Source organism: Enterobacter cloacae complex sp. EB5 (assembly GCF_031432835.1).
GTDB classification, from domain to species: Bacteria; Pseudomonadota; Gammaproteobacteria; order Enterobacterales; family Enterobacteriaceae; genus Enterobacter; species Enterobacter hormaechei_C.
Genome location: NZ_CP133860.1, coordinates 3,913,587 through 3,937,296 on the forward strand (window position 1 = coordinate 3,913,587; position 23,710 = coordinate 3,937,296).

24 protein-coding genes and 3 tRNA genes are annotated in these 23,710 nt (G+C 53.9%); 15 read left to right on the forward strand and 12 right to left on the reverse strand.

Going from position 1 to position 23,710, the window contains the following annotated elements; genetic code table 11:
• Positions 1-172 precede the first annotated feature (172 nt).
• The 7 genes from uvrY (at position 173) to RHN82_RS18800 (ending at position 4,902) form a co-directional block, all read left to right on the forward strand.
• Positions 173-829, forward strand: a complete 657-nt coding sequence (gene uvrY / locus RHN82_RS18770) for a UvrY/SirA/GacA family response regulator transcription factor (protein ID WP_003859647.1) — start codon at positions 173-175, stop codon at positions 827-829.
• Entirely contained in the window at positions 826-2,658 is a 1,833-nt protein-coding gene (gene uvrC / locus RHN82_RS18775) for an excinuclease ABC subunit UvrC (RefSeq protein WP_047053578.1), read from the forward strand. The genes uvrY and uvrC overlap by 4 nt, the downstream gene beginning before the upstream one ends.
• A 56-nt stretch (positions 2,659-2,714) precedes the next feature.
• Entirely contained in the window at positions 2,715-3,263 is a 549-nt protein-coding gene (gene pgsA, locus RHN82_RS18780; RefSeq protein WP_003859652.1) for a CDP-diacylglycerol--glycerol-3-phosphate 3-phosphatidyltransferase, read from the forward strand.
• Between the two features lie 163 nt (positions 3,264-3,426).
• Positions 3,427-3,502, forward strand: a tRNA-Gly gene (locus RHN82_RS18785).
• A 51-nt stretch (positions 3,503-3,553) separates the two neighbouring features.
• Positions 3,554-3,627: transfer RNA gene (locus RHN82_RS18790), tRNA-Cys, on the forward strand.
• An 11-nt stretch (positions 3,628-3,638) separates the two neighbouring features.
• A tRNA-Leu gene (locus RHN82_RS18795) sits at positions 3,639-3,725 on the forward strand.
• Between the two features lie 250 nt (positions 3,726-3,975).
• Positions 3,976-4,902, forward strand: a complete 927-nt coding sequence (locus RHN82_RS18800) for a LysR substrate-binding domain-containing protein (RefSeq protein ID WP_047053579.1) — start codon at positions 3,976-3,978, stop codon at positions 4,900-4,902.
• 5 nt (positions 4,903-4,907) lie between these two features.
• Here the strand turns inward: RHN82_RS18800 and RHN82_RS18805 are convergent, their stop codons facing one another.
• The 6 genes from RHN82_RS18805 to RHN82_RS18830 form a co-directional block, all read right to left on the reverse strand.
• Complete coding sequence (locus RHN82_RS18805; protein ID WP_047053581.1) at positions 4,908-5,378, reverse strand: hypothetical protein; 471 nt, start codon at positions 5,376-5,378, stop codon at positions 4,908-4,910.
• 160 nt (positions 5,379-5,538) lie between these two features.
• Complete coding sequence (locus tag RHN82_RS18810) at positions 5,539-6,255, reverse strand: ABC transporter ATP-binding protein (protein ID WP_045348815.1); 717 nt, start codon at positions 6,253-6,255, stop codon at positions 5,539-5,541.
• Positions 6,252-7,127 carry an ATP-binding cassette domain-containing protein gene (locus RHN82_RS18815; RefSeq protein ID WP_003859662.1) on the reverse strand — a complete coding sequence of 292 codons (876 nt, stop codon included), beginning with the start codon at positions 7,125-7,127 and terminating at the stop codon, positions 6,252-6,254. Before RHN82_RS18815 ends, RHN82_RS18810 begins: the two co-directional genes overlap by 4 nt.
• Positions 7,124-8,398 (reverse strand): high-affinity branched-chain amino acid ABC transporter permease LivM, encoded by a 1,275-nt coding sequence (livM, locus tag RHN82_RS18820; RefSeq protein ID WP_047053584.1) that lies wholly within the window; start codon positions 8,396-8,398, stop codon positions 7,124-7,126. The genes RHN82_RS18815 and livM overlap by 4 nt, the downstream gene beginning before the upstream one ends.
• An 11-nt stretch (positions 8,399-8,409) precedes the next feature.
• Complete coding sequence (locus tag RHN82_RS18825) at positions 8,410-9,324, reverse strand: ABC transporter permease subunit (protein ID WP_003859667.1); 915 nt, start codon at positions 9,322-9,324, stop codon at positions 8,410-8,412.
• A 68-nt stretch (positions 9,325-9,392) separates the two neighbouring features.
• Positions 9,393-10,514, reverse strand: coding sequence for a branched-chain amino acid ABC transporter substrate-binding protein (locus RHN82_RS18830; protein ID WP_017693225.1), 1,122 nt, complete (start codon positions 10,512-10,514; stop codon positions 9,393-9,395).
• Positions 10,515-10,925: 411 nt separating this feature from the next.
• Between RHN82_RS18830 and RHN82_RS18835 the strand changes: the two genes are divergently transcribed.
• Positions 10,926-11,594, forward strand: coding sequence for a YecA family protein (locus RHN82_RS18835; RefSeq protein ID WP_047053585.1), 669 nt, complete (start codon positions 10,926-10,928; stop codon positions 11,592-11,594).
• A 28-nt stretch (positions 11,595-11,622) separates the two neighbouring features.
• Here the strand turns inward: RHN82_RS18835 and tyrP are convergent, their stop codons facing one another.
• A complete protein-coding gene (gene tyrP, locus RHN82_RS18840) occupies positions 11,623-12,834 on the reverse strand; it encodes a tyrosine transporter TyrP (RefSeq protein WP_047053610.1) in 1,212 nt (403 codons plus the stop codon).
• A 191-nt stretch (positions 12,835-13,025) separates the two neighbouring features.
• On the opposite strand from tyrP, the gene RHN82_RS18845 reads away from it, so the two are divergent.
• On the forward strand, positions 13,026-13,262 hold the full coding sequence (locus RHN82_RS18845) for a YecH family metal-binding protein (protein WP_003859673.1): 237 nt from the start codon (positions 13,026-13,028) through the stop codon (positions 13,260-13,262).
• Between the two features lie 36 nt (positions 13,263-13,298).
• Here the strand turns inward: RHN82_RS18845 and ftnA are convergent, their stop codons facing one another.
• Positions 13,299-13,796: a non-heme ferritin gene (gene ftnA, locus RHN82_RS18850; RefSeq protein ID WP_003859676.1), complete on the reverse strand. Its 498-nt coding sequence runs from the start codon at positions 13,794-13,796 to the stop codon at positions 13,299-13,301.
• Between the two features lie 200 nt (positions 13,797-13,996).
• Complete coding sequence (yecR, locus tag RHN82_RS18855) at positions 13,997-14,335, reverse strand: YecR family lipoprotein (protein WP_047053586.1); 339 nt, start codon at positions 14,333-14,335, stop codon at positions 13,997-13,999.
• 245 nt (positions 14,336-14,580) lie between these two features.
• On the opposite strand from yecR, the gene RHN82_RS18860 reads away from it, so the two are divergent.
• A complete protein-coding gene (locus RHN82_RS18860; protein WP_003859680.1) occupies positions 14,581-15,219 on the forward strand; it encodes an RpiB/LacA/LacB family sugar-phosphate isomerase in 639 nt (212 codons plus the stop codon).
• 42 nt (positions 15,220-15,261) lie between these two features.
• On the opposite strand, the gene RHN82_RS18865 is transcribed toward RHN82_RS18860, so the two are convergent.
• A complete protein-coding gene (locus RHN82_RS18865; protein WP_047053588.1) occupies positions 15,262-16,680 on the reverse strand; it encodes an MFS transporter in 1,419 nt (472 codons plus the stop codon).
• 214 nt (positions 16,681-16,894) lie between these two features.
• Here RHN82_RS18865 and azuC point away from each other — a divergent pair, with 214 nt between their 5' ends.
• Both azuC and RHN82_RS18875 read left to right on the forward strand, forming a co-directional pair.
• Positions 16,895-16,978 (forward strand): stress response protein AzuC, encoded by an 84-nt coding sequence (gene azuC, locus RHN82_RS18870; protein WP_003859682.1) that lies wholly within the window; start codon positions 16,895-16,897, stop codon positions 16,976-16,978.
• Between the two features lie 107 nt (positions 16,979-17,085).
• Positions 17,086-17,337: a DUF2766 family protein gene (locus tag RHN82_RS18875; protein ID WP_003859683.1), complete on the forward strand. Its 252-nt coding sequence runs from the start codon at positions 17,086-17,088 to the stop codon at positions 17,335-17,337.
• An 80-nt stretch (positions 17,338-17,417) separates the two neighbouring features.
• Here RHN82_RS18875 and RHN82_RS18880 read toward each other — a convergent pair whose 3' ends face one another.
• Both RHN82_RS18880 and RHN82_RS18885 read right to left on the reverse strand, forming a co-directional pair.
• Positions 17,418-18,761, reverse strand: coding sequence for an anaerobic C4-dicarboxylate transporter (locus RHN82_RS18880; RefSeq protein ID WP_047053590.1), 1,344 nt, complete (start codon positions 18,759-18,761; stop codon positions 17,418-17,420).
• Between the two features lie 488 nt (positions 18,762-19,249).
• On the reverse strand, positions 19,250-19,753 hold the full coding sequence (locus RHN82_RS18885; RefSeq protein WP_032654009.1) for a non-heme ferritin-like protein: 504 nt from the start codon (positions 19,751-19,753) through the stop codon (positions 19,250-19,252).
• 504 nt (positions 19,754-20,257) lie between these two features.
• Here RHN82_RS18885 and RHN82_RS18890 point away from each other — a divergent pair.
• The 3 genes from RHN82_RS18890 to araG all read left to right on the forward strand — a co-directional run bounded on the left by RHN82_RS18890 (position 20,258) and on the right by araG (position 23,707).
• Positions 20,258-20,815 carry a DJ-1/PfpI family protein gene (locus tag RHN82_RS18890; protein WP_047053611.1) on the forward strand — a complete coding sequence of 186 codons (558 nt, stop codon included), beginning with the start codon at positions 20,258-20,260 and terminating at the stop codon, positions 20,813-20,815.
• Between the two features lie 316 nt (positions 20,816-21,131).
• Positions 21,132-22,121 (forward strand): arabinose ABC transporter substrate-binding protein AraF, encoded by a 990-nt coding sequence (gene araF / locus RHN82_RS18895; RefSeq protein WP_017384422.1) that lies wholly within the window; start codon positions 21,132-21,134, stop codon positions 22,119-22,121.
• A 71-nt stretch (positions 22,122-22,192) separates the two neighbouring features.
• Positions 22,193-23,707, forward strand: a complete 1,515-nt coding sequence (araG, locus tag RHN82_RS18900) for an L-arabinose ABC transporter ATP-binding protein AraG (protein WP_003859688.1) — start codon at positions 22,193-22,195, stop codon at positions 23,705-23,707.
• Positions 23,708-23,710: the final 3 nt, after the last annotated feature.

Here is a 23,710-nt window from a genome sequence, read left to right on the forward strand (position 1 = left end):
TAAAAGCCCAGTGGGCAAGGGTTTTCTTTCCACTTGCTGTACAGCCTAATTTCCAAAAACGAGACCAGAATCGTATAGACGATTTTTTAGCGTTTTAATCTTGCATGGAAAACCGTTAATATAAACCCAATTAGCAGTCAGTAGCGTTATCCCTATTCTGGAGACATTTCCTTTGATCAACGTCCTTCTTGTTGATGACCACGAACTGGTGCGCGCAGGGATACGACGCATTCTTGAAGATATAAAGGGTATTAAAGTTGCCGGCGAGGCGTGCTGTGGCGAAGATGCCGTCAAATGGTGTCGCGCCAACTCCGCAGACGTGGTGCTGATGGATATGAACATGCCCGGTATTGGCGGGCTTGAAGCCACGCGCAAAATCGCGCGCATGTTCGTTGATACCAAAGTTATCATGCTGACCGTCCATACCGAAAATCCGCTGCCTGCCAGGGTTATGCAGGCGGGTGCTGCCGGGTATCTCAGTAAAGGCGCCGCGCCGCAGGAAGTTGTCAATGCGATCCGCACCGTCTACGCCGGTCAGCGCTACATCGCTTCTGATATTGCTCAACAGATGGCCCTGAGTCAGATTGAACCGGAAAAAACGGAATCTCCGTTTGCCAGTTTGTCTGAGCGCGAATTGCAGATTATGCTGATGATCACTAAAGGTCAGAAGGTGAATGAGATTTCAGAGCAGCTGAATCTCAGCCCGAAAACGGTCAACAGCTATCGCTATCGAATGTTCAGTAAACTGAACATTCACGGTGATGTCGAACTGACTCATCTGGCCATTCGCCATGGTTTGTGCAATGCGGAGTCGTTAATAAGTCAGTGAGTGAAGCGTTCGATTCAAAAGCATTTCTGAAAACCGTCACCAGCCAGCCAGGCGTCTACCGTATGTACGATGCTGGCGGTACGGTTATCTATGTCGGTAAGGCGAAAGATCTGAAGAAACGCCTTTCCAGCTATTTCCGCAGCAACCTTGCCTCCCGTAAAACCGAAGCGCTGGTCGCACTTATACACAACATTGATGTCACCGTAACGCATACGGAAACGGAAGCGCTGCTCCTTGAGCACAACTACATTAAGTTGTATCAGCCGCGCTACAACGTTCTGCTGCGCGATGACAAGTCCTATCCGTTTATCTTCCTGAGCGGCGACACGCACCCGCGGCTGGCGATGCATCGTGGCGCTAAGCATGCAAAAGGTGAATATTTCGGCCCGTTCCCGAACGGTTATGCCGTGCGGGAAACGCTGGCGCTTTTGCAAAAAATCTTTCCCGTTCGCCAGTGCGAAAACAGTGTTTATCGCAACCGCTCCCGGCCATGCCTGCAATATCAGATTGGCCGCTGCCTGGGGCCGTGCGTTGAAGGGCTGGTGAGCGAAGAAGAGTACGCGCAGCAGGTGGAATATGTCCGCCTGTTTTTAGCCGGGAAAGACGATCAGGTGCTGACGCAACTGATTGCTCGTATGGAAAAAGCCAGCGCTGGGCTGGAGTTTGAGGAGGCCGCACGCATCCGCGACCAGATTCAGGCGGTGCGCAGGGTGACCGAGAAGCAGTTTGTTTCCAATACGGGCGACGACCTCGATGTTATCGGCGTAGCCTTTGACGCCGGTCTGGCCTGCGTTCATGTGCTTTTTATTCGTCAGGGCAAAGTGCTCGGCAGCCGCAGCTACTTCCCGAAAGTGCCGGGCGGCACTGAGCTGGGTGAAGTGGTGGAGACCTTCGTCGGTCAGTTTTATTTGCAGGGCAGCCAGATGCGTACGCTGCCCTCGGAGATCCTGCTCGACTTCACGCTCGATGATAAAACCCTGCTGGCGGAATCGCTTTCAGAGCTGGCAGGCCGCCGGGTGAATGTTCAGACGAAACCGCGCGGCGATCGCGCGCGTTATCTGAAGCTGGCGCGAACCAATGCCGCCACGGCGCTGACCACTAAACTTTCCCAGCAGTCGACCGTCAGCCAGCGTTTAACCGCGCTTGCTACGCTGCTCAAGCTGCCGGAAGTGAAACGCATGGAATGCTTCGACATCAGCCATACGATGGGTGAGCAGACCGTGGCGTCGTGTGTGGTCTTTGATGCCAATGGTCCGCTGCGGGCAGAGTATCGTCGCTATAACATCACCGGCATTACGCCTGGTGACGATTATGCCGCCATGAACCAGGTGCTGCGCCGTCGCTATGGTAAAGCGATTGAAGAGAGCAAAATCCCGGACGTTATCCTTATCGACGGCGGGAAAGGGCAGTTGGGGCAGGCGAAGGCGGTATTCGAATCGCTCGACGTGGAGTGGGATAAGAACCATCCGCTGCTACTGGGGGTAGCGAAAGGGGCAGATCGTAAGGCTGGCCTGGAAACACTGTTCTTTGAGCCGGAAGGCGAGGGCTTTAGCCTGCCGCCAGATTCCCCTGCGCTGCACGTGATCCAGCATATCCGCGATGAGTCGCACGATCACGCCATCAGCGGGCACCGTAAAAAACGGGCGAAAGTGAAAAATACCAGTACCCTTGAGACGATTGAAGGCGTCGGGCCAAAACGTCGCCAGATGCTGTTGAAGTATATGGGCGGATTGCAAGGATTACTCAATGCCAGTATGGAAGAAATTGCAAAAGTGCCGGGTATTTCGCAAGGGCTGGCAGAAAAGATCTACTACTCGTTGAAACATTGAGGGCTCTGTAGCAACATAGAGCTAAATTTTACTGACAACAGACAGTTACCGTCATCATGCGATTTAATATCCCTACGTTGCTCACTCTCTTTCGCGTTGTGCTCATTCCGTTCTTCGTCCTGGCATTTTACCTGCCGGTCGTCTGGGCGCCTTTTGCCTGTGCGCTTATTTTCCTGATTGCTGCCGTGACGGACTGGTTTGACGGTTATCTGGCGCGTCGCTGGAACCAGAGCACCCGCTTTGGCGCGTTCCTCGATCCGGTTGCGGATAAGGTGATGGTAGCAATCGCGATGGTGCTGGTGGCGGAACATTATCATACATGGTGGGTGACGCTGCCTGCCGCGACCATGATTGGCCGTGAGATTATTATCTCTGCCCTGCGCGAGTGGATGGCGGAGCTGGGTAAACGCAGCAGCGTGGCGGTGTCCTGGATCGGTAAAGTCAAAACCACTGCACAGATGGCGGCGCTGGTATGGATGCTGTGGCGTCCGAATGCCTGGGTAGAGTGGGCCGGCATTGGTCTGCTGTGGGTTGCGGCGGTGCTGACGCTGTGGTCAATGCTGCAATATTTGAACGCTGCGCGCGGTGATTTGCTTGAACAGTGATCGTTTCGGCTTAATTTTCAGCAAACGATCCTGAGATGCAAAAAATAACGTTGACTCATAACGTCATATCAGTAGAATGCAACGCATCGAACGGCGGCACAGTTAGCCGGACGACAATGAAATCAAGTGGTTAGGAAGTAGTTAAATAGTTACTTGATGACATGCGGGAATAGCTCAGTTGGTAGAGCACGACCTTGCCAAGGTCGGGGTCGCGAGTTCGAGTCTCGTTTCCCGCTCCAGATTAGTGCATCGGCAGTTTGCGGGTGCAGGTCGAAAGACAACAGATTTAAGGCGCGTTAGCAAAGCGGTTATGTAGCGGATTGCAAATCCGTCTAGTCCGGTTCGACTCCGGAACGCGCCTCCACTTTCTTCCCTGGCCGGATGGTGGAATCGGTAGACACAAGGGATTTAAAATCCCTCGGCGTTCGCGCTGTGTGGGTTCAAGTCCCACTCCGGCTACCATGGGAAAAAGCAGAATAATCAAAGCAATAAGCAGTGTCGTGAAACCACCGAAAGGTGGTTTTTTTGTGCCTGACATTCTGCTAATCAACAACCTTCATTTCTGACTCCCACGTAATAAAACAGCGATCCTTTTCAACGGAATTAAACAGATACACATTATGCTATCGTGTAGCGGGCGCGATTTGCAGTGTGTATATTTGCAGGTTTGCGATCCTGATCCCCCATGCCATCACCTCATTTAAGGGACGCTATGTCTTTACCGCCATTGTATGCACTGCGTGCGTTTGAAGTTGCTGCGCGGTTGAACTCCTTCAGTAAAGCCGCTGAAACGCTCAATATTACGCCGGGCGCGGTCAGCAGACATGTTCGTACTCTTGAATTATGGTTCGACTGCGAGCTTTTCAAAAGGCAAGGTCCCCGCGTGGAGGTCACTGAAGCCGGGCGGGTGCTTGCCGGACAGCTGAACGAAAGCTTCACGAGTATTGAATGGGCCTGCCGGGCATTTCGCAGTGAAAACCACCTGCTGCGGTTAAAAGCACCCAGCACCCTGACTATGAGATGGCTTCTCGACGTGCTGCGATCTTTTCGCAACAACCATGCAAAACCACAGGTTGAGATTGCCAGCGTCTGGATGGACATTGACACCGTTGATTTCAATCTTGAGCCCTACGACTGCGCCATTCTTCTCGGTAATGGCCGTTTTGGTGACACAACGGAAAGCCAGCTGCTTTTTCATGAATGGCTTATCCCGGTTTGTACCCCATCACTTATCGAACCGGCACGGCAGCGGCTTCCGCAATGCGATCTGATACATCCTTCACCGGACAGACGGGACTGGCGACGCTGGCTGCGAAGAACAGGATTGTTCCCGGGGCTCGATATGAGCAGCGGTATGGTGTTCGATACCCTTGAACAGGGGAGTATCGCCGCGATGAACGGGCACGGCATCGCTATCGCCGACCTGCATCTCACGCTTGATGCCCTGAAAAGTGGCCTGCTGGGCCTGCCTTTCAGGGAAGCTATCGCGACCGGGGATGGCTACTACCTCGTCTGGCCAAAAAATTCACTCAAAAGAGAGAGCATTCAGCATCTTCTGGCCTGGCTGCAAAACCATACCCCGGTCGTTCCGGCTCTGGATATTCTTTATCTGGAATACGATGAAAGCCGGGTGTATTAATACCGTTATGAGTAAGAGATGTTTGCCATCTTTTTATAGCGTTCTGGTAAAGCGCTGTTCAGGCTGAGCACCTTATCCAGAATATAAAAAGCAGGGGTATTTTTTTGCTGCTCAGCCTCAATGATTGCCGCGCGTAATATCGTGGCGGCAGAAGTAATCTTGTGAAAATATGCCTCGGACTCGGGCGTCTGAAATTCACCCGACGTGGCGTAACGCACGTGCGGCCAGCCGGAAAAGTCGAGCAGAGGAAGGGGCTTTCCTGCTTCAGGATGACAGGCTGAAATCAGCGCAGCCGCTTGCTTAGGGTCGCGATGGGCAACGGACAGCATGTACACGCGCTGCGAAAACGGTGACAGAGCCTCTGAGTGATGATTCGTCGCCATAAGCATGGCCATAAAATCCTGTAAATCATTGGCTGAATCGCTGTCAGGTGGTAATACAGTTTTCATTAACTGATATAACGCATCAAGTGTCATGTTTGCCCCGGATCCTCTTATCATTATTATTCAGTTTGCGGCTGAACGTTTCTCGGCCCGCGCAAAGGCGGGTCGTGAGGATGATATTTGAATACGGTAGCATCAGAAAAACGATTAATAATGGCAATCATTGTGAGTTTTTCTCACTATAGCCCAGGCTTCAGACGCCACCCAGATACGCCTTCCTCACCTCCGGATCCTTCAGCAACGCCTCGCCGCTGCCGCTTAACCGAATCTGGCCATTAACCATCACATAGCCGCGGTCGGACAACTTCAGCGCGTGGTGCGCATTCTGCTCGACCAGAAAAATCGTCATTCCGTTACGGGCCAGCTCGCGCAGCGTCTGGAAGATCTGTTTAACCACGATTGGCGCGAGGCCGAGGCTGGGTTCATCCAGCAGCAGAAGTTTAGGACGGCTCATCAGCGCGCGGGCGATAGCCAGCATCTGCTGTTCACCGCCGGAAAGCGTCATCGCCCGCTGGTTACGTCGCTCCTTGAGGCGAGGGAAGAGGTCGAACATGCTTTGCATATCTTCCGCTGCATGCTGATTGCCGACGGGGATTGTCCCCATCAGCAGGTTCTCTTCTACAGACATATCCGGGAAAATGCGTCGTCCCTCAGGTGCCTGCGCGATGCCGCCGGTGGCAACATAGTGGGTGGATTTCTGGCTGATATCCTCGCCGCAGAAGAGGATCTGCCCGTTGCGGATCCGGGGCTGACCAAAGACAGACATCAGTAATGTTGACTTCCCCGCGCCGTTAGCGCCAATCAGGGCCACGGTTTCCCCTTTGTTTACCTCAAGCGAAACCTGCTTCAACGCCTGGATCACCCCGTAGAAAACATCCACATCCTGAAACTGAAGCATCGGTTCGCTCACAGATTTACCTCGCTTTCGTCGGTGCCCAGATACGCGGCAATCACCTTTTCGTTGTGCTGGATCTCAGCCGGTTTACCTCTGGCAATCACATCGCCGTGATCGAGCACAATGATGTCATCTGAAATGCCCATCACCATCCCCATATCATGCTCGATCAGCAAAACCGTGATGTCATGGTGGTCGCGCAGGAACCGGATGATCTCACTCAGCTTGTGCGTTTCCACCGGGTTCAGGCCGGCAGCAGGTTCATCGAGACAAATCATCTCCGGGCCGGTACACATGGCGCGGGCGATTTCGAGGCGTCGTTGCTGGCCATAGGACATTTCCCCGGCCAGACGGTTCGCGCAATCCACCAGATCCACCACCTCCAGCCAGTAAAACGCCCGGTCCAGCGCATCGTTTTCTGCCCGACGATACGCAGGGGTGTTCAGCACCCCCGCCAGCAGATTGCGGTTGACGCGCATGTGCTGTGCCACCAGCAGGTTTTCCACAACGGACATCTCGCGGAACAGGCGGATGTTCTGAAACGTGCGCGCAAGACCCGCGCGGTTCACCAGATGCGTGCCGCCAAACATCTTATAGAACAGGCGTTGACCAAGCTGCGCCGGGTTAAGCCAGTCGCCCGGCTGAAATTTCTGGCCGAGCACCTGAATGACATTGGTGGTTTTATTTCGTGCATTGAACAGAATATTGCCGCCGGAGGCCCGGTAGAAACCGGTGAGGCAGTTAAAGACGGTCGTTTTTCCCGCGCCGTTAGGCCCAATGAGTGCGGTAATGGAGCCGCGCTGCACCTCAAGATTGACGTCGTTTAAGGCCTTGATCCCGCCGAAGTGCATCATCAGATGTTCTACACGTAAAATCGTTGCGTTCATGGCGCCACTCCTTTACGCACGGCAAATCCGCTGCGGTTGATGCGGATCAGACCGCGAGGGCGCCAGATCATCATCACCACCATCAGCATGCCAAACAGCAGCACCCGGTATTCCGCAAAGCTGCGCAGCAGTTCCGGCGTGACGGTCAGCACAAAGGCGGCCAGTACGACGCCGACGGTGGAGCCCATCCCGCCCAGGACCACAATGGCGAGGATCAGGGCCGATTCAAAAAAGGTGAAAGAGGTCGGGTTAACAAACCCCTGGTAGGTGGCAAAAAACACCCCGGCGATACCTGCCGTCGATGCGCCCAGGGTGAAGGCCGAGAGTTTGACCAGAACGTGATTCAGCCCCATGGAACGGCAGGCAATCTCATCCTCACGGAGCGCTTCCCACGCCCGTCCAATGGGCATCCGGGTCAGCCGGTGTTTAATGTACAGCACCAGCATCACCACCAGGAAAAGTACCGCATAGATGAAAATAAACTTCATGTTGGGGTTATAGGTCAGGCCGAAGAACTCGTGGAAGGGGACGCCGCCTTCTTTGGCGCGTCGGCCAAACTCCAGGCCAAAAAAGGTCGGGGCAGGTGCTGAAACGCCGTTAGGCCCGCCGGTGAAGGTGAGCCAGTTGTTCAGCACCAGGCGGATGATCTCGCCAAACCCAAGCGTGACGATGGCGAGATAATCCCCGTGCATGCGCAGCACCGGAAAGCCGAGCAGGGCGCCCGCGCCCGCGGCCATTAGCGCCGCCAGCGGCAGCATGCTCCAGAACCCAAGCCCCAGATACTGATACCCGAGCGCCAGCCCGTAAGCGCCGATGGCATAGAAGGCGACATAACCCAGATCCAGCAGCCCTGCCAGGCCAACAACAATGTTCAGCCCAAGACCGAGCAGGACGTAGATCAGTCCGAGAATGGCAACCGTCAGAACGTATTTAGTGGCCACAAACGGGAAGCAGATCGCCAGCGTGACAATCAGCGGAATGATCCAGCGCATGCGGCTTTTATACGCCGGTGGCCGGACATACACGCCCGCATTGTCGGATTCAAACCGCGCCTGTAAACGTCTTCCTGTCGCCGTAGCTGAAAAAGCGCTCAGTAAAAAGCGTCCCACCATCACCGTGCCTACAATCCACGCCAGCCGCTGGCCGTCAAAGGTAAAGCTGTAACCATCCAGTATCACGCCCGCAATCGGGCCGAAAATAATCAGGGCGATCATTCCGGAAAAAATTGAGTCCAGAATGCAGCGCTTCAGGGAAAAACCGTCAGAGGTCATCGCGTTGTTCCTTACACTTTAGCCACGACAGGGCGGCCCAGCAGCCCCTGAGGACGGAAGATCAGAATTAAGACCAGCAATCCAAACGAGAACACGTCTTTATAATCCGAGTTCACCATCCCGGAGAATTGCGCCTCTGCGACGCCCAGAATCAGCCCGCCAAGCATCGCGCCGGGCAGAGAGCCGATGCCGCCCAGCACCGCCGCCGTAAAGGCCTTGATGCCGATAACGAACCCGACGTAAAAATCAAAGGTGCCGTAATTCATGGTGATCAGCACGCCCGCCAGCCCGGCCATCGCTGCGCCGATAACAAACACCAGCGAAATAATTCTGTCGGTGTTGATACCCAGAATGGAGGCCATCTTACGATCCTGCTGCACCGCACGGCACATGCGTCCTAAGCGGGTACGGTTGATAATCCAGGTCAGCACCAGCATGCCCGCGAACGAGGCGATGAGAATAAAGACTTTGGTATAGGTTATCTGGACAAACCCTTCGCCGAGGTGAAAACGCAGCACGCCATCCAGCATGGTCGGGACGCCCTGCTGACGCGGACCCTGACTGAGCTGGACGTAGTTTTGCAGTATCAACGACATCCCGATGGCCGAAATCAGCGGCGCCAGACGCGTCGAGTTGCGTAGCGGCTTATAGGCGATGCGCTCAATCGTCCAGCCGTAAACCCCGGTGACCACGATGGTGAAAACCAGCGTCCCCAGGATCAGCAGCGGAAAGGAGTGGAGTCCAAAAAACGCCAGCAGAGCCAGGCCAATGGCCGAGAGATAGGCGGAGATCATATACACTTCGCCGTGGGCGAAATTGATCATGCCGATGATGCCGTACACCATGGTGTAGCCGATGGCGATAAGACCGTAGACCGAACCCAGCGTTAAGCCATTAATTAATTGTTGCAGGAAGAATGTACTCATGGTCGCGCACCTGAATAAAGGGTTACGCCGACAGTCAGACCTGCCGGCGCTGAGCAGATTCCGTCCCGTTATGGCACTTCTTTATATTTGCCTTTGTCATCCCACTGGTAGACCACGTAGTCAGAGACTTTGAGGTCACCTTTGCTGTCCCAGGCTTTTTTACCCATCACCGTGTCGACAGGGTTGGCCTTCAGCCACTCGCTGGCTTTTGCGGAATCCGTCCCTTTTGTGGCCTTAAATGCCGCCGCGATAGCCTGCACAGACGCGTAGGCGTAGAGGGTGTATCCCTCGGGTTCAAATTTACCGGCGCGGAATTTCTCGATGACGGCTTTTCCGTCCGGGATCTGGCGCGGATCTTTACCGAAGGTCATGTAAATACCGTTGGTGTACTGCGCCCCACCGGCAGCGGTGACCATCTCTTCATTGACGATACAGTCTCCCGAGAAGAACTTCGCCTGCACGCCCTGTTCACGCATCTGGCGAACCAGCGGGCCCGCTTCCGGGTGACAGCCCCCGAAGAACACCACGTCCGGTTTTTGTGCGCCAATTTTGGTCACCAGCGCGTTGAAGTCTTTCTCCCCGCGGGATAACCCTTCGTACATCACCTCCTTCACGCCGCGTTTCGCCAGCGCCGCTTTAGTGGCGTCCGCCAGCCCCTGACCGTAGGTGTCTTTATCGTGGATGATGACCACCCGTTTGGCTTTCAGCTTATCAAGAATGAAATCGCTGGCGACCTGGCCCTGCTGGTCGTCACGTCCGCACATGCGAAATATATCGCTCATGCCACGTTCGGTAATAAGCGGGTTCGTTGAGCCGGGGGTGATGGAGAGGATCCCGGCATCGCTATAGACCTCGGAGGCGGGCATGGTCGACGAGGAGCAGAAGTGGCCGACGACCGCTTTCACCTTATCCTGATCAACTAAGCGGTTGGCAACGGCGACGGCCTGTTTGGGCTCGCAGGCGTCGTCGCCCTGAACCAGTTTGATTTTCTCACCGTTGATCCCACCGGCGGCGTTAATGTCTTCCGCCGCCTGCGTAGCGCCATGCCAGTATTGATCGCCGTAGGTTGCGTTCGGGCCTGTGAACGGCCCGGCCACGCCGATGACGATATCGGCCTGCGCGGAAAAGGCCGTCACCAGACAACCGGCCAGCACCAGGGAGAGGGGAGTTTTGGTAAATTTCAGCGACATTATTATGTTCCTTAGCAAAGAGGTTTTTGCACCAGGTCGAAACCCGAACGCCTGATGGCATCGTAAATCCAAAAACAAGAGCGAGAACAAAATGCACTTTAGAAGCAATCTCATGCTTAATACGGCGAGGATCCCACGCACCGCGAAGCGCGCAGAACATTAAGCAAAAAGGTTGCCAGAATGGTTAATCCCTTGACCGGGTCACAACACGTTGAGTATAGAGCGCCGTTTTATGCGCCTTTGCGGGATGAGATGAATTTACAGCGGAGATCACATCTCCTTAACAACAAAGCCCATAAGTTGTGCAACGGTCACGATTTGCACGTTTTTGCAGCAATAAAGACCTAAACTTCAGATAGGCACGCGCGGCGATATATGTCAGGATCGTTTTTTTTATCAGGAGTATCAGCAATGGCTGAAGGCCCATTAAATGAAAGCGAGATGACGTGGCTGGAAGAGACATTAATCTCTTACGGTCACGACGATGCATCCGTGATTGACGTGTCCGAACTGGACGGCATGCTTACCGCAGTACTTTCCGGTCCCGTTGTGGTGGAGCCCGACACCTGGCTGGTGGCGGTCTGGGGTGGTGAGAAATATATTCCGCGCTGGAAAAACGATCGTGAGATGAACCGTTTTATCGATCTCTGCTTTAAGCACATGAACGATATTGCCGAGCGTTTGAGCGAATACCCGGATCAGTTTGAACCGCTGTTTGGCTATAACGACGTTGACGGTCAGAGCTATACCGTGGTGGAAGAGTGGTGCTATGGCTACATGCGCGGCGTGGCGCTGACGGACTGGTCATCCCTGCCGGAAGCGCTGGAAGCGGACCTGGCGGTGATTGCCCTCCACGGGACGGAAGAGAATAGCGAGAAGCTGGATGCGCTGACCGAAGAGGAGTACATGGCCAGCATCGAGAGCATTCAGCCTGCGGCGCTGCGTTTGTATAACTACTGGGTGGCTAACCCGCAGCAGCCGGAAGCGAAAAAGCCGATCGTGAACGGGTCGAAGGTGGGGCGTAACGATCCGTGCCCGTGCGGGAGTGGGAAGAAGTTTAAAAGCTGCTGCCTGCACTGAAAAAAGGGGCTATTCATAGCCCCTTTTTTTACCCCACTTCCGGCAGCATTCCCGCTGCAATCAGCACCTGCACCAGAATAATCACCACCCCACAACCAAACACCACGCACAGCATTAGCGTACCGCCCGCTACGCGATACCCCTGCTGCGGATGTTGCTTGCGGCTCTTCCACGCCAGCAGGGAAGGCAACAGCAGGGCCAGAATCGATAACGCCACGCCAGCATACCCCAGCGCCATCACAAACCCGCGCGGGTAAAAGAGCGCGAAGGCCAGCGGCGGCAGGAAGGTCATCGCCCCCGTCTGTAAGCGTCCCGCAACGGTATTGCGACGCTGGAACAGATCCGCCATATAGTCAAACAAGCCAAGCGCCACGCCGAGGAAGGACGTTGCCAGCGCCAGGTCTGCAAACAGATGTACCGCCAGCTCCACGTGTGAAGAGGCCACCACGTTACGCAGGGCAACCAGGAATCCATTCAGACCAGAATGCTCTGCCATCAGGCCGATAAAGGTATTGGAATCAATACTGCCCAGCGTCACCAGCTGCCAGAACAAATAAGCAACCAACGGAATGGCGCTGCCGATAACAAAGACGCGGCGCAGCTTGCGAATATCACCGTTCATATAGCTCACGATGCTCGGCACGCTGCCGTGAAAACCAAAGGAGGTGAAAATAACCGGGATGGCCGAAAGCGCCAGACCCTTCTCCAGCGGGAGAGAGAGCAGGTTAACCTTGTGCACATGCGGTGCCAGCAGCACCAGCATCACAACCAGGAAGAGAATTTTGGCGCTGAACAAAAAACGGTTAAACAGATCGACCAGCGATGTGCCCGCGCAAACCACGCCGCCACCGATCAGCGTAAAGACAATGGCGCCTGTTTCCGGTGAAAGCGACGCACCGAAGCCGTCATTGATACTTGACGCAATCAGCTCCCCGGCGCCGCTGATGTAAGCGGCAGTCAGGGCGTACATCAGGAACATCATGCTGAAACCGGTGATCCACTGCCCGTAGCGTCCAAGATAGCGTGCAGCCAGGGAGCCTAAGCCGGTATCGGCAGGGACATGCTGATAAACCTCAAGCAATAATAGCGCGGTGTAACACATCAGGGCCCACAGACCGCCCAGCAGCACTACGGTGACTCCAAACCCGACGCCCGCAGCCGCCAACGGCATGGCCAACATTCCTGCGCCAATGGTCGTTCCGGCGACGATAAAAATACTTCCCAGAGTTCTGTTCTTCACGCTTTCCTCTACAACGCTTCCATACCGCGACTCATTCTGCGGCGCAGAGTAAGGGAAAAGCCCCATCTCGTCAAATCACCGTTACATAGGGTGTAATGATTAATTTACAAAAAGGAAGGCGTAACCTGCGCCAGCGCAAAGCGTGTCGTGGAGGGAGCGTTTAGTCTGCTTTTTATTTACGAGAGGTAACCATGTCAATTCACGGACACGACGTGCTGAATATGATGATTGAGTCAGGTGAGCGCTATACGGAGGAGAGTCTGGTAGAGGCGATACATGCCCGCTTTGGCGAAGCGGCGCGTTTCCATACCTGTTCAGCTTCAGAGATGACAGCCGCGGAGCTGGTGGCGTTTCTGGCGGCGCGCGGAAAATTCATTCCGGCAGCAGACGGATTTTCCACTCACGAAAGTAAAATTTGCCGTCATTAAATAAAGCGGTGCTGAAACCTCAGCACCGCTTTTCTGTTAATTCTGGGTATCGAGCGTCGACAGCTCTTTATCAATGAAGTACAGACCTTCCCCGGATTTACCTGCCAGAGATAATTTATCCAGCACGGATTTAAACAGCTTCTCTTCTTCGTGCTGTTCAGCCACATACCACTGAAGGAAATTAAAGGTTGGATAATCCTGGCTGGTCATGGCGGCATGAGCCAGTTCATTAATTTTCTGGGTGATCAGCTGTTCGTGCTCATAGGTGGCGCGAAACAGTTCATCAAGAGAGCCGTACTCGGCAAAAGGCGATGCCACGTTATCGATGCGCGGCAGGCTGCCGGTATCAGTCAGATAATCAAACAGACGCTGCATGTGCGTCATCTCTTCCTGGGCATGACGACGCAGGAAGGCGGCCGCCCCTTCAAAGCTGTGATAGCTGCACCAGGCGCTCATCTGCTGATAAAGCAGGGAAGAAAACAGCTCAAGATTCATTTGCGCATTGAGCTTGTCGATCATTTCAGTTTTTAACATGGTGCAGCTCCGGTTTATTAATTCTGGTTCATGATGAGCGACACTATAATTTGTTATTTAATTATTTGCAAAAAGTAAAATAAATATTTCTTTATTAAAAATACGAATGGGAATAAAACGCATTGCCGCCATTTATATTTATTAATGAGAATTGTTTTAGTTCTTATTAAATAAACTGCCAGCGTGACTGGCAGTCGCGGTTAATACCACGGATTCTGGCTGGAAGCGGTAACGGCATATCCCTGACATTTATACTGAATGGTCACACTTTCGTTCAGACAGAGTGAGCCGCTGATCAGGGTGCAGGTTTTAATTGGCTGCCCGTAGGCTGACGCAGAGGCGTAGCCCATGTGTTGGCAGGCTTTGGTTGCTGTACCGTTATTAACATAGTCATCAGACCAGGCGTTTTGCAGCAAGGCCTGGCCATAGTCGAGGCGCACAATTCCGTTAGGGGCATCCGTACTGCTGACTTCTGCCTGACGGTTGATGCTGCACCCGGCGAGCAACAGGATCGTTCCGGCTATGATTACACGTTTCATGGTTCACTCTGCGTGACGGGAAATACGCCATTGTAACCAACGCGATGGCACGCAATGGCCGGAATAGCCGGAGGATCTGCCCTCTCACTGTGCAACGAGCCGGGCCACCGCGCGAAATTGTGAGCGCATCTTTGTTTTTTAAAACAAGTTTTCACTTAATTTGAAAGTGTGTTTGTTTGATAGTAAGGTTAAGTTGAAAAGGTATCCACAGCGGGATCGCCCGCCATGCATTCAGGAGAGACAAGATGAAAATTGCACTGATGATGGAAAACAGCCAGGCCGCTAAGAATCCCATCATCCTTAATGAGCTGAAAGCCGTTGCTGATGAGAAAGGTTTCCCGGTCTATAACGTCGGTATGAGTGATGAGAACGATCATCATCTCACCTATATTCACCTGGGCATCATGGCGAGCATTCTGCTTAACGCTAAAGCCGTTGATTTTGTTGTTACCGGCTGCGGTACCGGGCAGGGCGCGCTGATGTCCCTGAACATCCATCCGGGTGTGATTTGCGGTTACTGCATCGATCCTGCGGATGCTTTCCTGTTTGCGCAAATCAACAACGGTAACGCGCTCTCTCTGCCGTTTGCGAAGGGCTTCGGCTGGGGAGCAGAACTGAACGTACGCTTTATCTTTGAGAAAGCCTTTACCGGACGCAATGGCGAAGGCTATCCACCAGAGCGTAAAGAGCCGCAGGTGCGTAACGCCGGGATCCTGAACCAGGTGAAAGCGGCGGTGGTGAAAGAAAACTATCTGGATACCCTGCGTGCAATCGATCCTGAGCTGGTTAAAACCGCCGTCTCGGGCCAGCGCTTCCAGCAGTGCTTCTTCGAGAACTGCCAGGACAAAGAGATTGAAGCCTTCGTGCGCGGTATTGTTGGCTGATTTACTTTGCCGGGCGGTGCGTTGCCTGCCCGGCATAGAGCCTTACTTTTTCGAAGAGACCGCGCTGCCTGCATCTTTGGTCAGACGCAGCGTGTCAACCATTCCCACCAGGCAGATTAGCGCGATCGCCACAAATGCCAGCCGGAAGCTCATTCCCGGCATACTGGCAACCCCTATCGCCTCACTGACTTTTTCCCCGATACGAATACCAATTGCCCCGAGCGTGATCCCAAGCCCCACGGCAAGTTGCGTTGCGGTTGAAAACAGGGTATTGGCATAGCTCATCTGCGCCGGGGGCACATCCGCAAAGGCCAGCGTACTGATGGCCGTAAACTGAATCGAACGGAAAACGCCGCCCAGATAGAGGATCAGCATGACGAGCCACGCGGGCGTCTGCGGCGTAAGAAACGCGCAGGCCAGCAACGCCAGGACATTCATTGCACCGTTAATCAGCAACAGCCGCTTAAACCCCAGGCGGCGGATCAGCGGCGTCGTCGCCGGTTTAATGGTGAGATTGCCAACGAAAACCGCCAGCACCAGCAGGCCAGAATGGAACGCGTCCATGCCAAAGCCGACCTGGAACATCAGCGGTAGCAGGAACGGAACCGCGCTGATGGAGGCGCGAAACAGCGATCCGCCGTACAGGGTGACGCGAAACGTTGGCACCTGCATCGCATCGAGCCTGATCATCGGCCAGGTTGCCCGCTTAAAGTGACGCAGCGCCAGGCTTAAGGCGACGACACCGACGATAAACAGCGTGGCGGTTAATCCTGTCCGCAGTGGCTCTGCGCCCATCAACTCCATCGCATAAACCAGGCTTACCATGGCAAGGGTGGTGACAACAAAACCCGGTAAATCAAACGGGCGGCGCGTATCTTCATGCAGGTCTGGAATGATGCGCAGCGCCAGCAAAATGGCGATTATCCCCAGCGGCACGTTAATAAAGAAGATCCAGCGCCAGTCGGCATAGCTGGTAATGAACCCACCCAGCGGCGGGCCGATGATCGGCGCGACCAGCGCAGGCCACGTCAGGGTGGCGATTGCCGTGATGAGCTGATGTTTTGGCGTGGTGCGTAGCACGGCCAGGCGACCCACGGGCACCATCAGCGCGCCACCCATGCCCTGGAGGACGCGCATCGCGACGAACTGATCGAGCGTGGTGGACAGGCCGCACAATACCGAGGCCAGCGTGAAGATCGCCAGCGCGAGGGCAAACACTTTTCGCGCGCCGAAGCGGTCGGCGATCCAGCCGCTGGCGGGGATCAGCACGGCCAGGGTGATCAGATAGGCGCTGATGCCGATATTCAGATCCACCGCCTGTACGCCGAAGCTTTTTGCCATATCCGGCAGCGCGGTGGCGATCACCGTCCCGTCCAGAAACTCCATAAAGAAAGCACCGGCCACCAGCAGCGCCGCAGGTGATAATCCACGGCTCTCTTTGCCGGATACGTTTTCACTCATTCTCTTCCTGCTCGCTCAAAAAATTTTATAAACATTTACTGGAATTTATAAGCCTGTAACGTGCGGATTTATCATGGCTTTTTTTAACAAACCAGCAGCACTGAGGGTTTAATAACCGTGACGCAGGTCACAAAATGGTTGATTTTTGTGATGGTGGTCATATTATAAGCGTATTGACAATAACACCTGCATAACACGTTACTGGAGCAACATAATGAAACTGCGCAAAATCCTGAAAAGCATGTGGGCAAACTACTGCACAACGTTTAAAGACGTCCCACCGGGTGCGATGTTCTGATAAAAAAAACCTGCTTCGGCAGGTTTTTTTATGTCTGCGGACGACGAGAGGGAGATGGAAGGGCGTCTGTTTTGCTACTATGGCGGCCTTTGAATAAGGAGAACCCCATGTCACAAAACCTGAGCGCCGATCAGGAACTGGTATCTGACGTCGTCGCCTGCCAGCTGGTTATCAAACAAATCCTTGATGTGATTGACGTTATCGCGCCGGTTGAGGTACGCGAAAAGATGTCGACCCAACTGAAAAACATCGATTTCACCAACCATCCTGCTGCGGCGGACCCGGTTACGCTCCGCGCGATCCAGAAAGCGATTGCGCTGATTGAACTCCGATTCACACCGCAGGGTGAGTCTCACTAAAATAAACCGATGTTTTAAAATTAGAAACTCTTTTCTGCTTTTACGTCGAAGGGCGACAGAGCCTGTCGCCCGCAGAAGGATCAGAAGAACGTCTGCACCAGCAGATAGCTCACCACGCAGGCACAGCTGACGCCAATCAGCCCCGGCAGAATAAAGCTGTGGTTGATGATGAATTTACCGATGCGGGTGGTGCCGGAGCGATCGAATCCAATACAGGCCAGATCGCTCGGATAGGTGGGCAGCACAAAGTAGCCGTAGGATGCCGGGAAGAAGGCCACCAGCATTTTCGGATCGATGCCCAGCATCAACCCCATCGGGGCGACCGCGGTCAAGGCCGCAGCCTGGCTGTTGACCAGTTTTGATACCAGGAAGAGCACGATGGCATACGTCCAGGGATGACTCTTCACCACCCCCTCCAGCGCCATTTTCAGCTCGTCGAGATGCGCCTGAAAAAAGGTATCGCTCATCCACGCCACGCCAAACACCGAGAAAATCGCGACCATCCCCGCCTTAAATACCGCCCCGTTTGAAATGGCCGACGCATTTACCTTGCAGGTCATCAGCATAATGGCCCCGGCGATCAGCATCATCATTTGAATGACAAGGTTCATCGACAGGGCCGTCATTTTGCCTTTGATCTCAAACGCCGGACGCAGCTCGGGCAGCGCACCCAGCAGGACCACAACGGCAATCCCGGCGAAGAAGATCCACGTGGACCAGTAGGCCTGTTTCGGGAAGCGCTGATCCATCAACGTCTCCGTTCCTCCATAGATAAACTCCCGCTGTTTCGGATCTTTCAGCTTTTCCTGAAATTCAGGATCGTCTGCGAGGTTTTTCCCGCGACGCAAGCTCCACAGTGCCGCAATGGCGACGCCAGACAGTGAGGCCGGTACGGAGACCGCAAGAATTTCGAGGATCCCCCACGCGTGGCCGATACCGTGCTGCGCACCCAGAATCGAGACCAGCGAAACGACGGCCACGGAAACGGGGGAGGCGGTGATCGCCATCTGAGAGGCCACCGAGGCCACCGCCATCGGCCGTTCCGGGCGTATGCCTTTTTTCAGGGCGATATCCGCAATAATGGGAAACATGGTGTAGACGACGTGGCCGGTCCCGCACAGGAAGGTCAACATCCAGGTGGTAAACGGCGCGAGAAGGGTGATGTGCTGGGGATGTTTACGCAGCAGGCGCTCTGCGAACTGCATCATTACATTCAGGCCACCGGCGGTCTGTAGCGTGGCCGCACAGCCGATGACGGCGAGGATTGTGAGCATTACGTCAACCGGCGGTTTACCGGGTTGCAGACCAAAGACAAAACTAAAAATAAACAGGCCGATACCGCTTATCAGCCCCAGGCCCATCCCGCCGAAGCGGGTGCCTATCAGCAGGCAGAGGATAATGACAATAAACTCAATGGTGATCATGATGCTCCCTCGTCAATGAATGTAATTAAACAAATCATTACACGATGTGTGGTTATTCATTGGGAGCAAGATCTGATTTGTTAAATGTCAGCAAAAGCAGGGAGTTGGTACCCACTCCCTGACGGGCTGAGGGATCCCCAGTAATTTGAAAGCAAAAGCTATAACGTTGCCTCAGAATAACTGAGGGCTTTCAGCGATGCCTCGGTCCGGCTGTAAATCGCTGAGCCGGAAGGAATAAGCCGAAGGCACCGCGAAGCGGCGATTTTCCGCCGGAAGCCCGGGTCGCCAGGGTGGTGGCGACTGAGCCACCCTGGCACGTTCACCGGTTATGCCGTGACAGAGTAGCAAGGAACATAACGTGAACGGAATGACCACCAGAGCCGTATGTTCCCCCTCACCCCAGCCCTCTCCCTCAAGGGAGAGGGGGCCGTCTGTGCAGGCATTATTTTGTGGGGAACTCTCAGCCCTGACGGGTGCGTGTGAAGGACTTAGTGGTGTTGCACGGTAGCAATGTCGAGAAGATGGCGGTCCGTCTGCTCCAGACAAATCCCCGCGCGTTTCGCATTGCGGATTTCATCTGCGAGCGTCTTCAGCAGCATGCCATCCTGCTGCTGCTCTCTGTCCATATCGCGTAAAAACTTGAGGGTAATAATGTCCTGTTGCGCTTTGGCTTCATCAGCCAGTTTGCTCAGCTTCGCACAGCGTTGCTCATACTCTTCGAGCGTTTTCTGGAACAGATCTTCCAGAGAAGTGTAATTATCTTCAATCGTTTCAAGCTCTTTGACGGTAGGGTTTGCCCCGACAGCTTTCAAAAAGTTAAAGACGCGCATCATGTGCGTGACGTTACTTTGCGCCTGAGTACGAAAGAAGGTGGCAGTGCCGTTGAGGCTTTTTCTGGAACACCACGCGCTCAAATGCAGATGCAGATTGGAAGCATAAAACTCCAGGTTCATCTGGGCATTCAGTTTTTGCATCATCGTTTGGGTAGTCATTCTCATATCCTTATTGACTGCGGGACTTGATGTCCGCTACTTAACCTGACCCGGCAGGTATTGACGATTGAAGGGCAGAAATAGATTTCTGCAAGGTAAAAAAACTCGAAAATTCACTTCCTGTGTTCGATTTAAATAAGCATACGCTTCTCTTCGACTTAAGAAAACTCTTAATTGGGCTGTGTTTACCATACATTACAAATTTAAATATAGCCCAGAATGGAAAGAGGGTTACGAGATTGTGTTTTATATAAACTGTTGATTTTTATGAACATAAAGTTAATTTTGCTCATTTTTATCGTTTCAGGAAACGTTCTTTGGCGGGAAATTCTGTAAAAGTGTTAAATCAGAAATAATATCTGCAAATATATCCTGTTGTATCAAATTTGAGCTAAATCAATTTTCACTCAATATACGGTTCTGTGATCGCGACGCAAGATTGCTATCTGATAATCCGAGAAAATGAAACAGTGTTTTACATCGTTTAATTCGTTGAGGTTTATGATGGCTAACGTTGCGGTGCTGCTGGCACCCGGTTTTGAAGAAGCAGAAGCGATAATCACGATTGATATTCTGCGGCGTTTACAGATTGAGGTGGAGACGCTGGCCTGCGCGGCGTCCCGTGCGGTAGTGAGTTACCACAATATTCCCATGGTGGCTGACAGTACGTTAACGGAGCGCATTAATACGCTGTATGACGCAGTCGTGTTGCCCGGTGGGCCGCAGGGCAGCGTCAATCTTGCGGCTAACCAGGAGGTGCTCCGCTTTGTTTCCGCCCATGACGAGCAGGGCAAACTCATCTGCCCGATCTGCTCTGCGGCCGCGCGGGTGCTGGGCGGTAACGGGCTACTGAAGGGGCGCCGCTACGTCTGTTCCGGCGATCTGTGGCAGAGCGTTGATGATGGAATATATGTGGATGCGCCGGTCGTGGTGGATAATAACCTCATCAGCGGCAAGGGGCTGGGTCACGCTTTTGACTTTGCGCTGACGCTCTCTGCTCGTCTGTTGGGTGACGACGCCCCCGTGCGCGATCATGCTGAACACATCTATTACCGCTGGTAATTTTTCTGCCGGGCGCTAAGGCGTCCGGGTTACAGGGATTTCTTAGCTGACCTTATGGATAATCCTGCTTAACTCCTTTCCATTTGTAGGACAATTACGTCCTTTTTTATGTCATTTTCCGCTGAATTTATGTACGCAATTACTGTAATTCTGCGGTGTGATGTTGCTCTCTTATGGATGATTAATTTCCCGCTAAAACTATCTCCAGCAATAACGCTTATGACGAGGTAAGCGCTAATGCCTTGTTTTAAGTCCGATTAAATAAGTCGTTCGCCATTATTCCCTACAGATAAGAATGCTAAAGCTGGAGTTTACCATGCACAAATTTACTAAAGCGCTGGCGGCCATCGGCCTGGCTGCCGTTATGTCACAATCCGCTATCGCTGAAAATTTAAAGCTCGGTTTTCTGGTTAAACAGCCGGAAGAGCCGTGGTTCCAGACCGAATGGAAATTTGCTGATAAAGCCGGAAAAGATTTGGGATTTGAGGTAATTAAAATCGCCGTACCTGACGGTGAGAAAACGCTGAACGCCATTGATAGCCTGGCGGCCAGCGGCGCGAAAGGTTTCGTTATCTGTACGCCGGATCCAAAACTGGGGTCCGCGATTGCCGCGAAAGCGCGCGGTTACGACATGAAAGTGATTGCGGTGGACGATCAGTTCGTGAATGCCAAAGGTAAACCGATGGATACCGTTCCGCTGGTAATGATGGCGGCCACTAAAATCGGTGAGCGTCAGGGCCAGGAGCTCTATAAAGAGATGCAAAAACGCGGCTGGGATGTCAAAGAGACCGCCGTGATGGCCATTACCGCTGACGAGCTGGACACCGCCCGTCGTCGTACCACCGGGTCCATGGACGCCCTGAAAGCGGCTGGCTTCCCGGAAAAACAGATCTACAAAGTCCCGACCAAATCCAACGATATTCCGGGCGCCTTTGATGCGGCGAACTCCATGCTCGTCCAGCATCCGGAAGTGAAGCACTGGCTGGTGGTGGGGATGAACGACAACACCGTACTGGGCGGCGTGCGTGCAACGGAAGGCCAGGGCTTTAAAGCACCGGACGTAATCGGGATCGGCATCAACGGCGTTGACGCCGTGAGCGAACTGTCAAAAGCGCAGGCGACCGGCTTTTATGGCTCTCTGCTGCCAAGCCCGGATGTCCACGGCTATAAATCCAGCGAAATGCTCTACAACTGGGTGACCAAAGGGGTTGAACCGCCGAAATTCACCGAAGTGACCGATGTGGTGCTGATCACCCGCGATAACTTCAAAGAGGAGCTGGCGAAAAAAGGACTGGGCGGTAAGTAATACGCTGTGATTGCGCCCCTTACTCACCGTGAGGGGCCAGACGTACACACTACAGGAATCACGGAGTCGTTATGCAACAGTCTGATCCGTATCTCTCTTTCCGCGGCATCGGTAAAACGTTCCCCGGTGTAAACGCGCTGACCGATATCAGCTTCGACTGCTATGCCGGCCAGGTTCACGCCCTGATGGGGGAGAACGGCGCGGGAAAATCCACGCTACTCAAAATTCTCAGCGGCAACTACACGCCCACCACCGGCACGCTGGCTATTCGCGGCGAAGAGGTGGCCTTTGCCGACACTACGGCAGCATTAAACGCGGGCGTCGCCATCATCTATCAGGAGCTGCATCTCATTCCTGAAATGACCGTGGCGGAGAACATCTATCTGGGCCAGCTTCCGCATAAAAGCGGCGTGGTCAACCGCTCGCTGCTCAACTATGAAGCGGGCTTGCAGCTCAAGCACCTTGGGCTGGATGTCGATCCGCAAACGCCCCTTAAGTATCTCTCCATCGGCCAGTGGCAGATGGTGGAAATTGCCAAAGCGCTGGCGCGTAACGCCAAGATCATCGCTTTCGATGAGCCAACCAGTTCGCTCTCGGCGCGTGAAATAGAAAATCTCTTTCGCGTGATCCGCGAGCTGCGCAAAGAGGGCCGCATCATTCTGTACGTTTCTCACCGTATGGAAGAGATTTTTGCCTTAAGCGATGCCATCACCGTGTTTAAAGATGGCCGCTACGTGCGCACCTTCACCGATATGCAGCAGGTCAATCATGACCAACTGGTGCAGGCGATGGTCGGACGCGATCTGGGGGATATTTACCACTGGAAACCGCGTGAGTATGGCCCGGAGCGTCTGCGTCTGGATAACGTCAAAGCCCCGGGCGTGCGCACGCCCATTTCACTCTCGGTGCGCAGCGGCGAAATCGTCGGGCTGTTTGGCCTTGTGGGGGCAGGGCGCAGCGAGCTGATGAAAGGGCTGTTTGGCGGGACGCGCATAACCCAGGGCCAGGTTTTCGTCGACGGGAAAAAGGTCGATATTCAGAAGCCTGCGCAGGCGATTAACGCGGGGATTATGCTCTGCCCGGAGGATCGAAAGGCCGAAGGCATTATTCCGGTGCACTCGGTGCGCGACAACATCAACATCTCTGCCCGGCGCAAGTTTATCCGCGCGGGATGCCTGATTAACGACGGCTGGGAGGCGAGCAACGCGGATCACCATATCCGTTCGCTGAACATTAAAACCCCCGGCGCTGAACAGCTAATCATGAACCTGTCCGGCGGCAACCAGCAAAAAGCCATTCTGGGGCGCTGGCTGTCGGAAGACATGAAGGTCATTTTGCTGGATGAACCAACGCGCGGTATCGACGTGGGGGCGAAACACGAAATCTATAACGTCATCTATGAACTGGCAAAACGCGGTGTGGCGGTCCTGTTCGCCTCCAGCGATCTGCCCGAGGTGCTGGGCGTCGCCGACCGCATTGTTGTGATGCGTGAAGGTGAAATTGCCGGTGAATTGCTGCATGAACAGGCGAATGAACAACAGGCGTTGAGTCTCGCCATGCCTAAAGTTAGCCAGGCTGTCGCCTGAGTA

Excerpts from the sequence above, each read along its gene's own strand:
- RHN82_RS18805 (WP_047053581.1), bottom strand. The coding sequence starts at position 5,378 with ATGACACTTGATGCGTTATATCAGTTAATGAAAACTGTATTACCACCT.
- azuC (WP_003859682.1), top strand. The coding sequence starts at position 16,895 with ATGAAACTGCGCAAAATCCTGAAAAGCATGTGGGCAAACTACTGCACA.
- araG (WP_003859688.1), top strand. The coding sequence starts at position 22,193 with ATGCAACAGTCTGATCCGTATCTCTCTTTCCGCGGCATCGGTAAAACG.
- ftnA (WP_003859676.1), bottom strand. The coding sequence starts at position 13,796 with ATGTTAAAAACTGAAATGATCGACAAGCTCAATGCGCAAATGAATCTT.
- RHN82_RS18875 (WP_003859683.1), top strand. The coding sequence starts at position 17,086 with ATGTCACAAAACCTGAGCGCCGATCAGGAACTGGTATCTGACGTCGTC.
- RHN82_RS18815 (WP_003859662.1), bottom strand. The coding sequence starts at position 7,127 with ATGAACGCAACGATTTTACGTGTAGAACATCTGATGATGCACTTCGGC.
- RHN82_RS18880 (WP_047053590.1), bottom strand. The coding sequence starts at position 18,761 with ATGATCACCATTGAGTTTATTGTCATTATCCTCTGCCTGCTGATAGGC.
- RHN82_RS18865 (WP_047053588.1), bottom strand. The coding sequence starts at position 16,680 with ATGAGTGAAAACGTATCCGGCAAAGAGAGCCGTGGATTATCACCTGCG.
- yecR (WP_047053586.1), bottom strand. The coding sequence starts at position 14,335 with ATGAAACGTGTAATCATAGCCGGAACGATCCTGTTGCTCGCCGGGTGC.
- RHN82_RS18835 (WP_047053585.1), top strand. The coding sequence starts at position 10,926 with ATGGCTGAAGGCCCATTAAATGAAAGCGAGATGACGTGGCTGGAAGAG.
- livM (WP_047053584.1), bottom strand. The coding sequence starts at position 8,398 with ATGACCTCTGACGGTTTTTCCCTGAAGCGCTGCATTCTGGACTCAATT.
- RHN82_RS18845 (WP_003859673.1), top strand. The coding sequence starts at position 13,026 with ATGTCAATTCACGGACACGACGTGCTGAATATGATGATTGAGTCAGGT.
- pgsA (WP_003859652.1), top strand. The coding sequence starts at position 2,715 with ATGCGATTTAATATCCCTACGTTGCTCACTCTCTTTCGCGTTGTGCTC.
- RHN82_RS18800 (WP_047053579.1), top strand. The coding sequence starts at position 3,976 with ATGTCTTTACCGCCATTGTATGCACTGCGTGCGTTTGAAGTTGCTGCG.
- RHN82_RS18825 (WP_003859667.1), bottom strand. The coding sequence starts at position 9,324 with ATGAGTACATTCTTCCTGCAACAATTAATTAATGGCTTAACGCTGGGT.
- RHN82_RS18885 (WP_032654009.1), bottom strand. The coding sequence starts at position 19,753 with ATGACTACCCAAACGATGATGCAAAAACTGAATGCCCAGATGAACCTG.
- RHN82_RS18860 (WP_003859680.1), top strand. The coding sequence starts at position 14,581 with ATGAAAATTGCACTGATGATGGAAAACAGCCAGGCCGCTAAGAATCCC.
- RHN82_RS18890 (WP_047053611.1), top strand. The coding sequence starts at position 20,258 with ATGGCTAACGTTGCGGTGCTGCTGGCACCCGGTTTTGAAGAAGCAGAA.
- RHN82_RS18830 (WP_017693225.1), bottom strand. The coding sequence starts at position 10,514 with ATGTCGCTGAAATTTACCAAAACTCCCCTCTCCCTGGTGCTGGCCGGT.
- araF (WP_017384422.1), top strand. The coding sequence starts at position 21,132 with ATGCACAAATTTACTAAAGCGCTGGCGGCCATCGGCCTGGCTGCCGTT.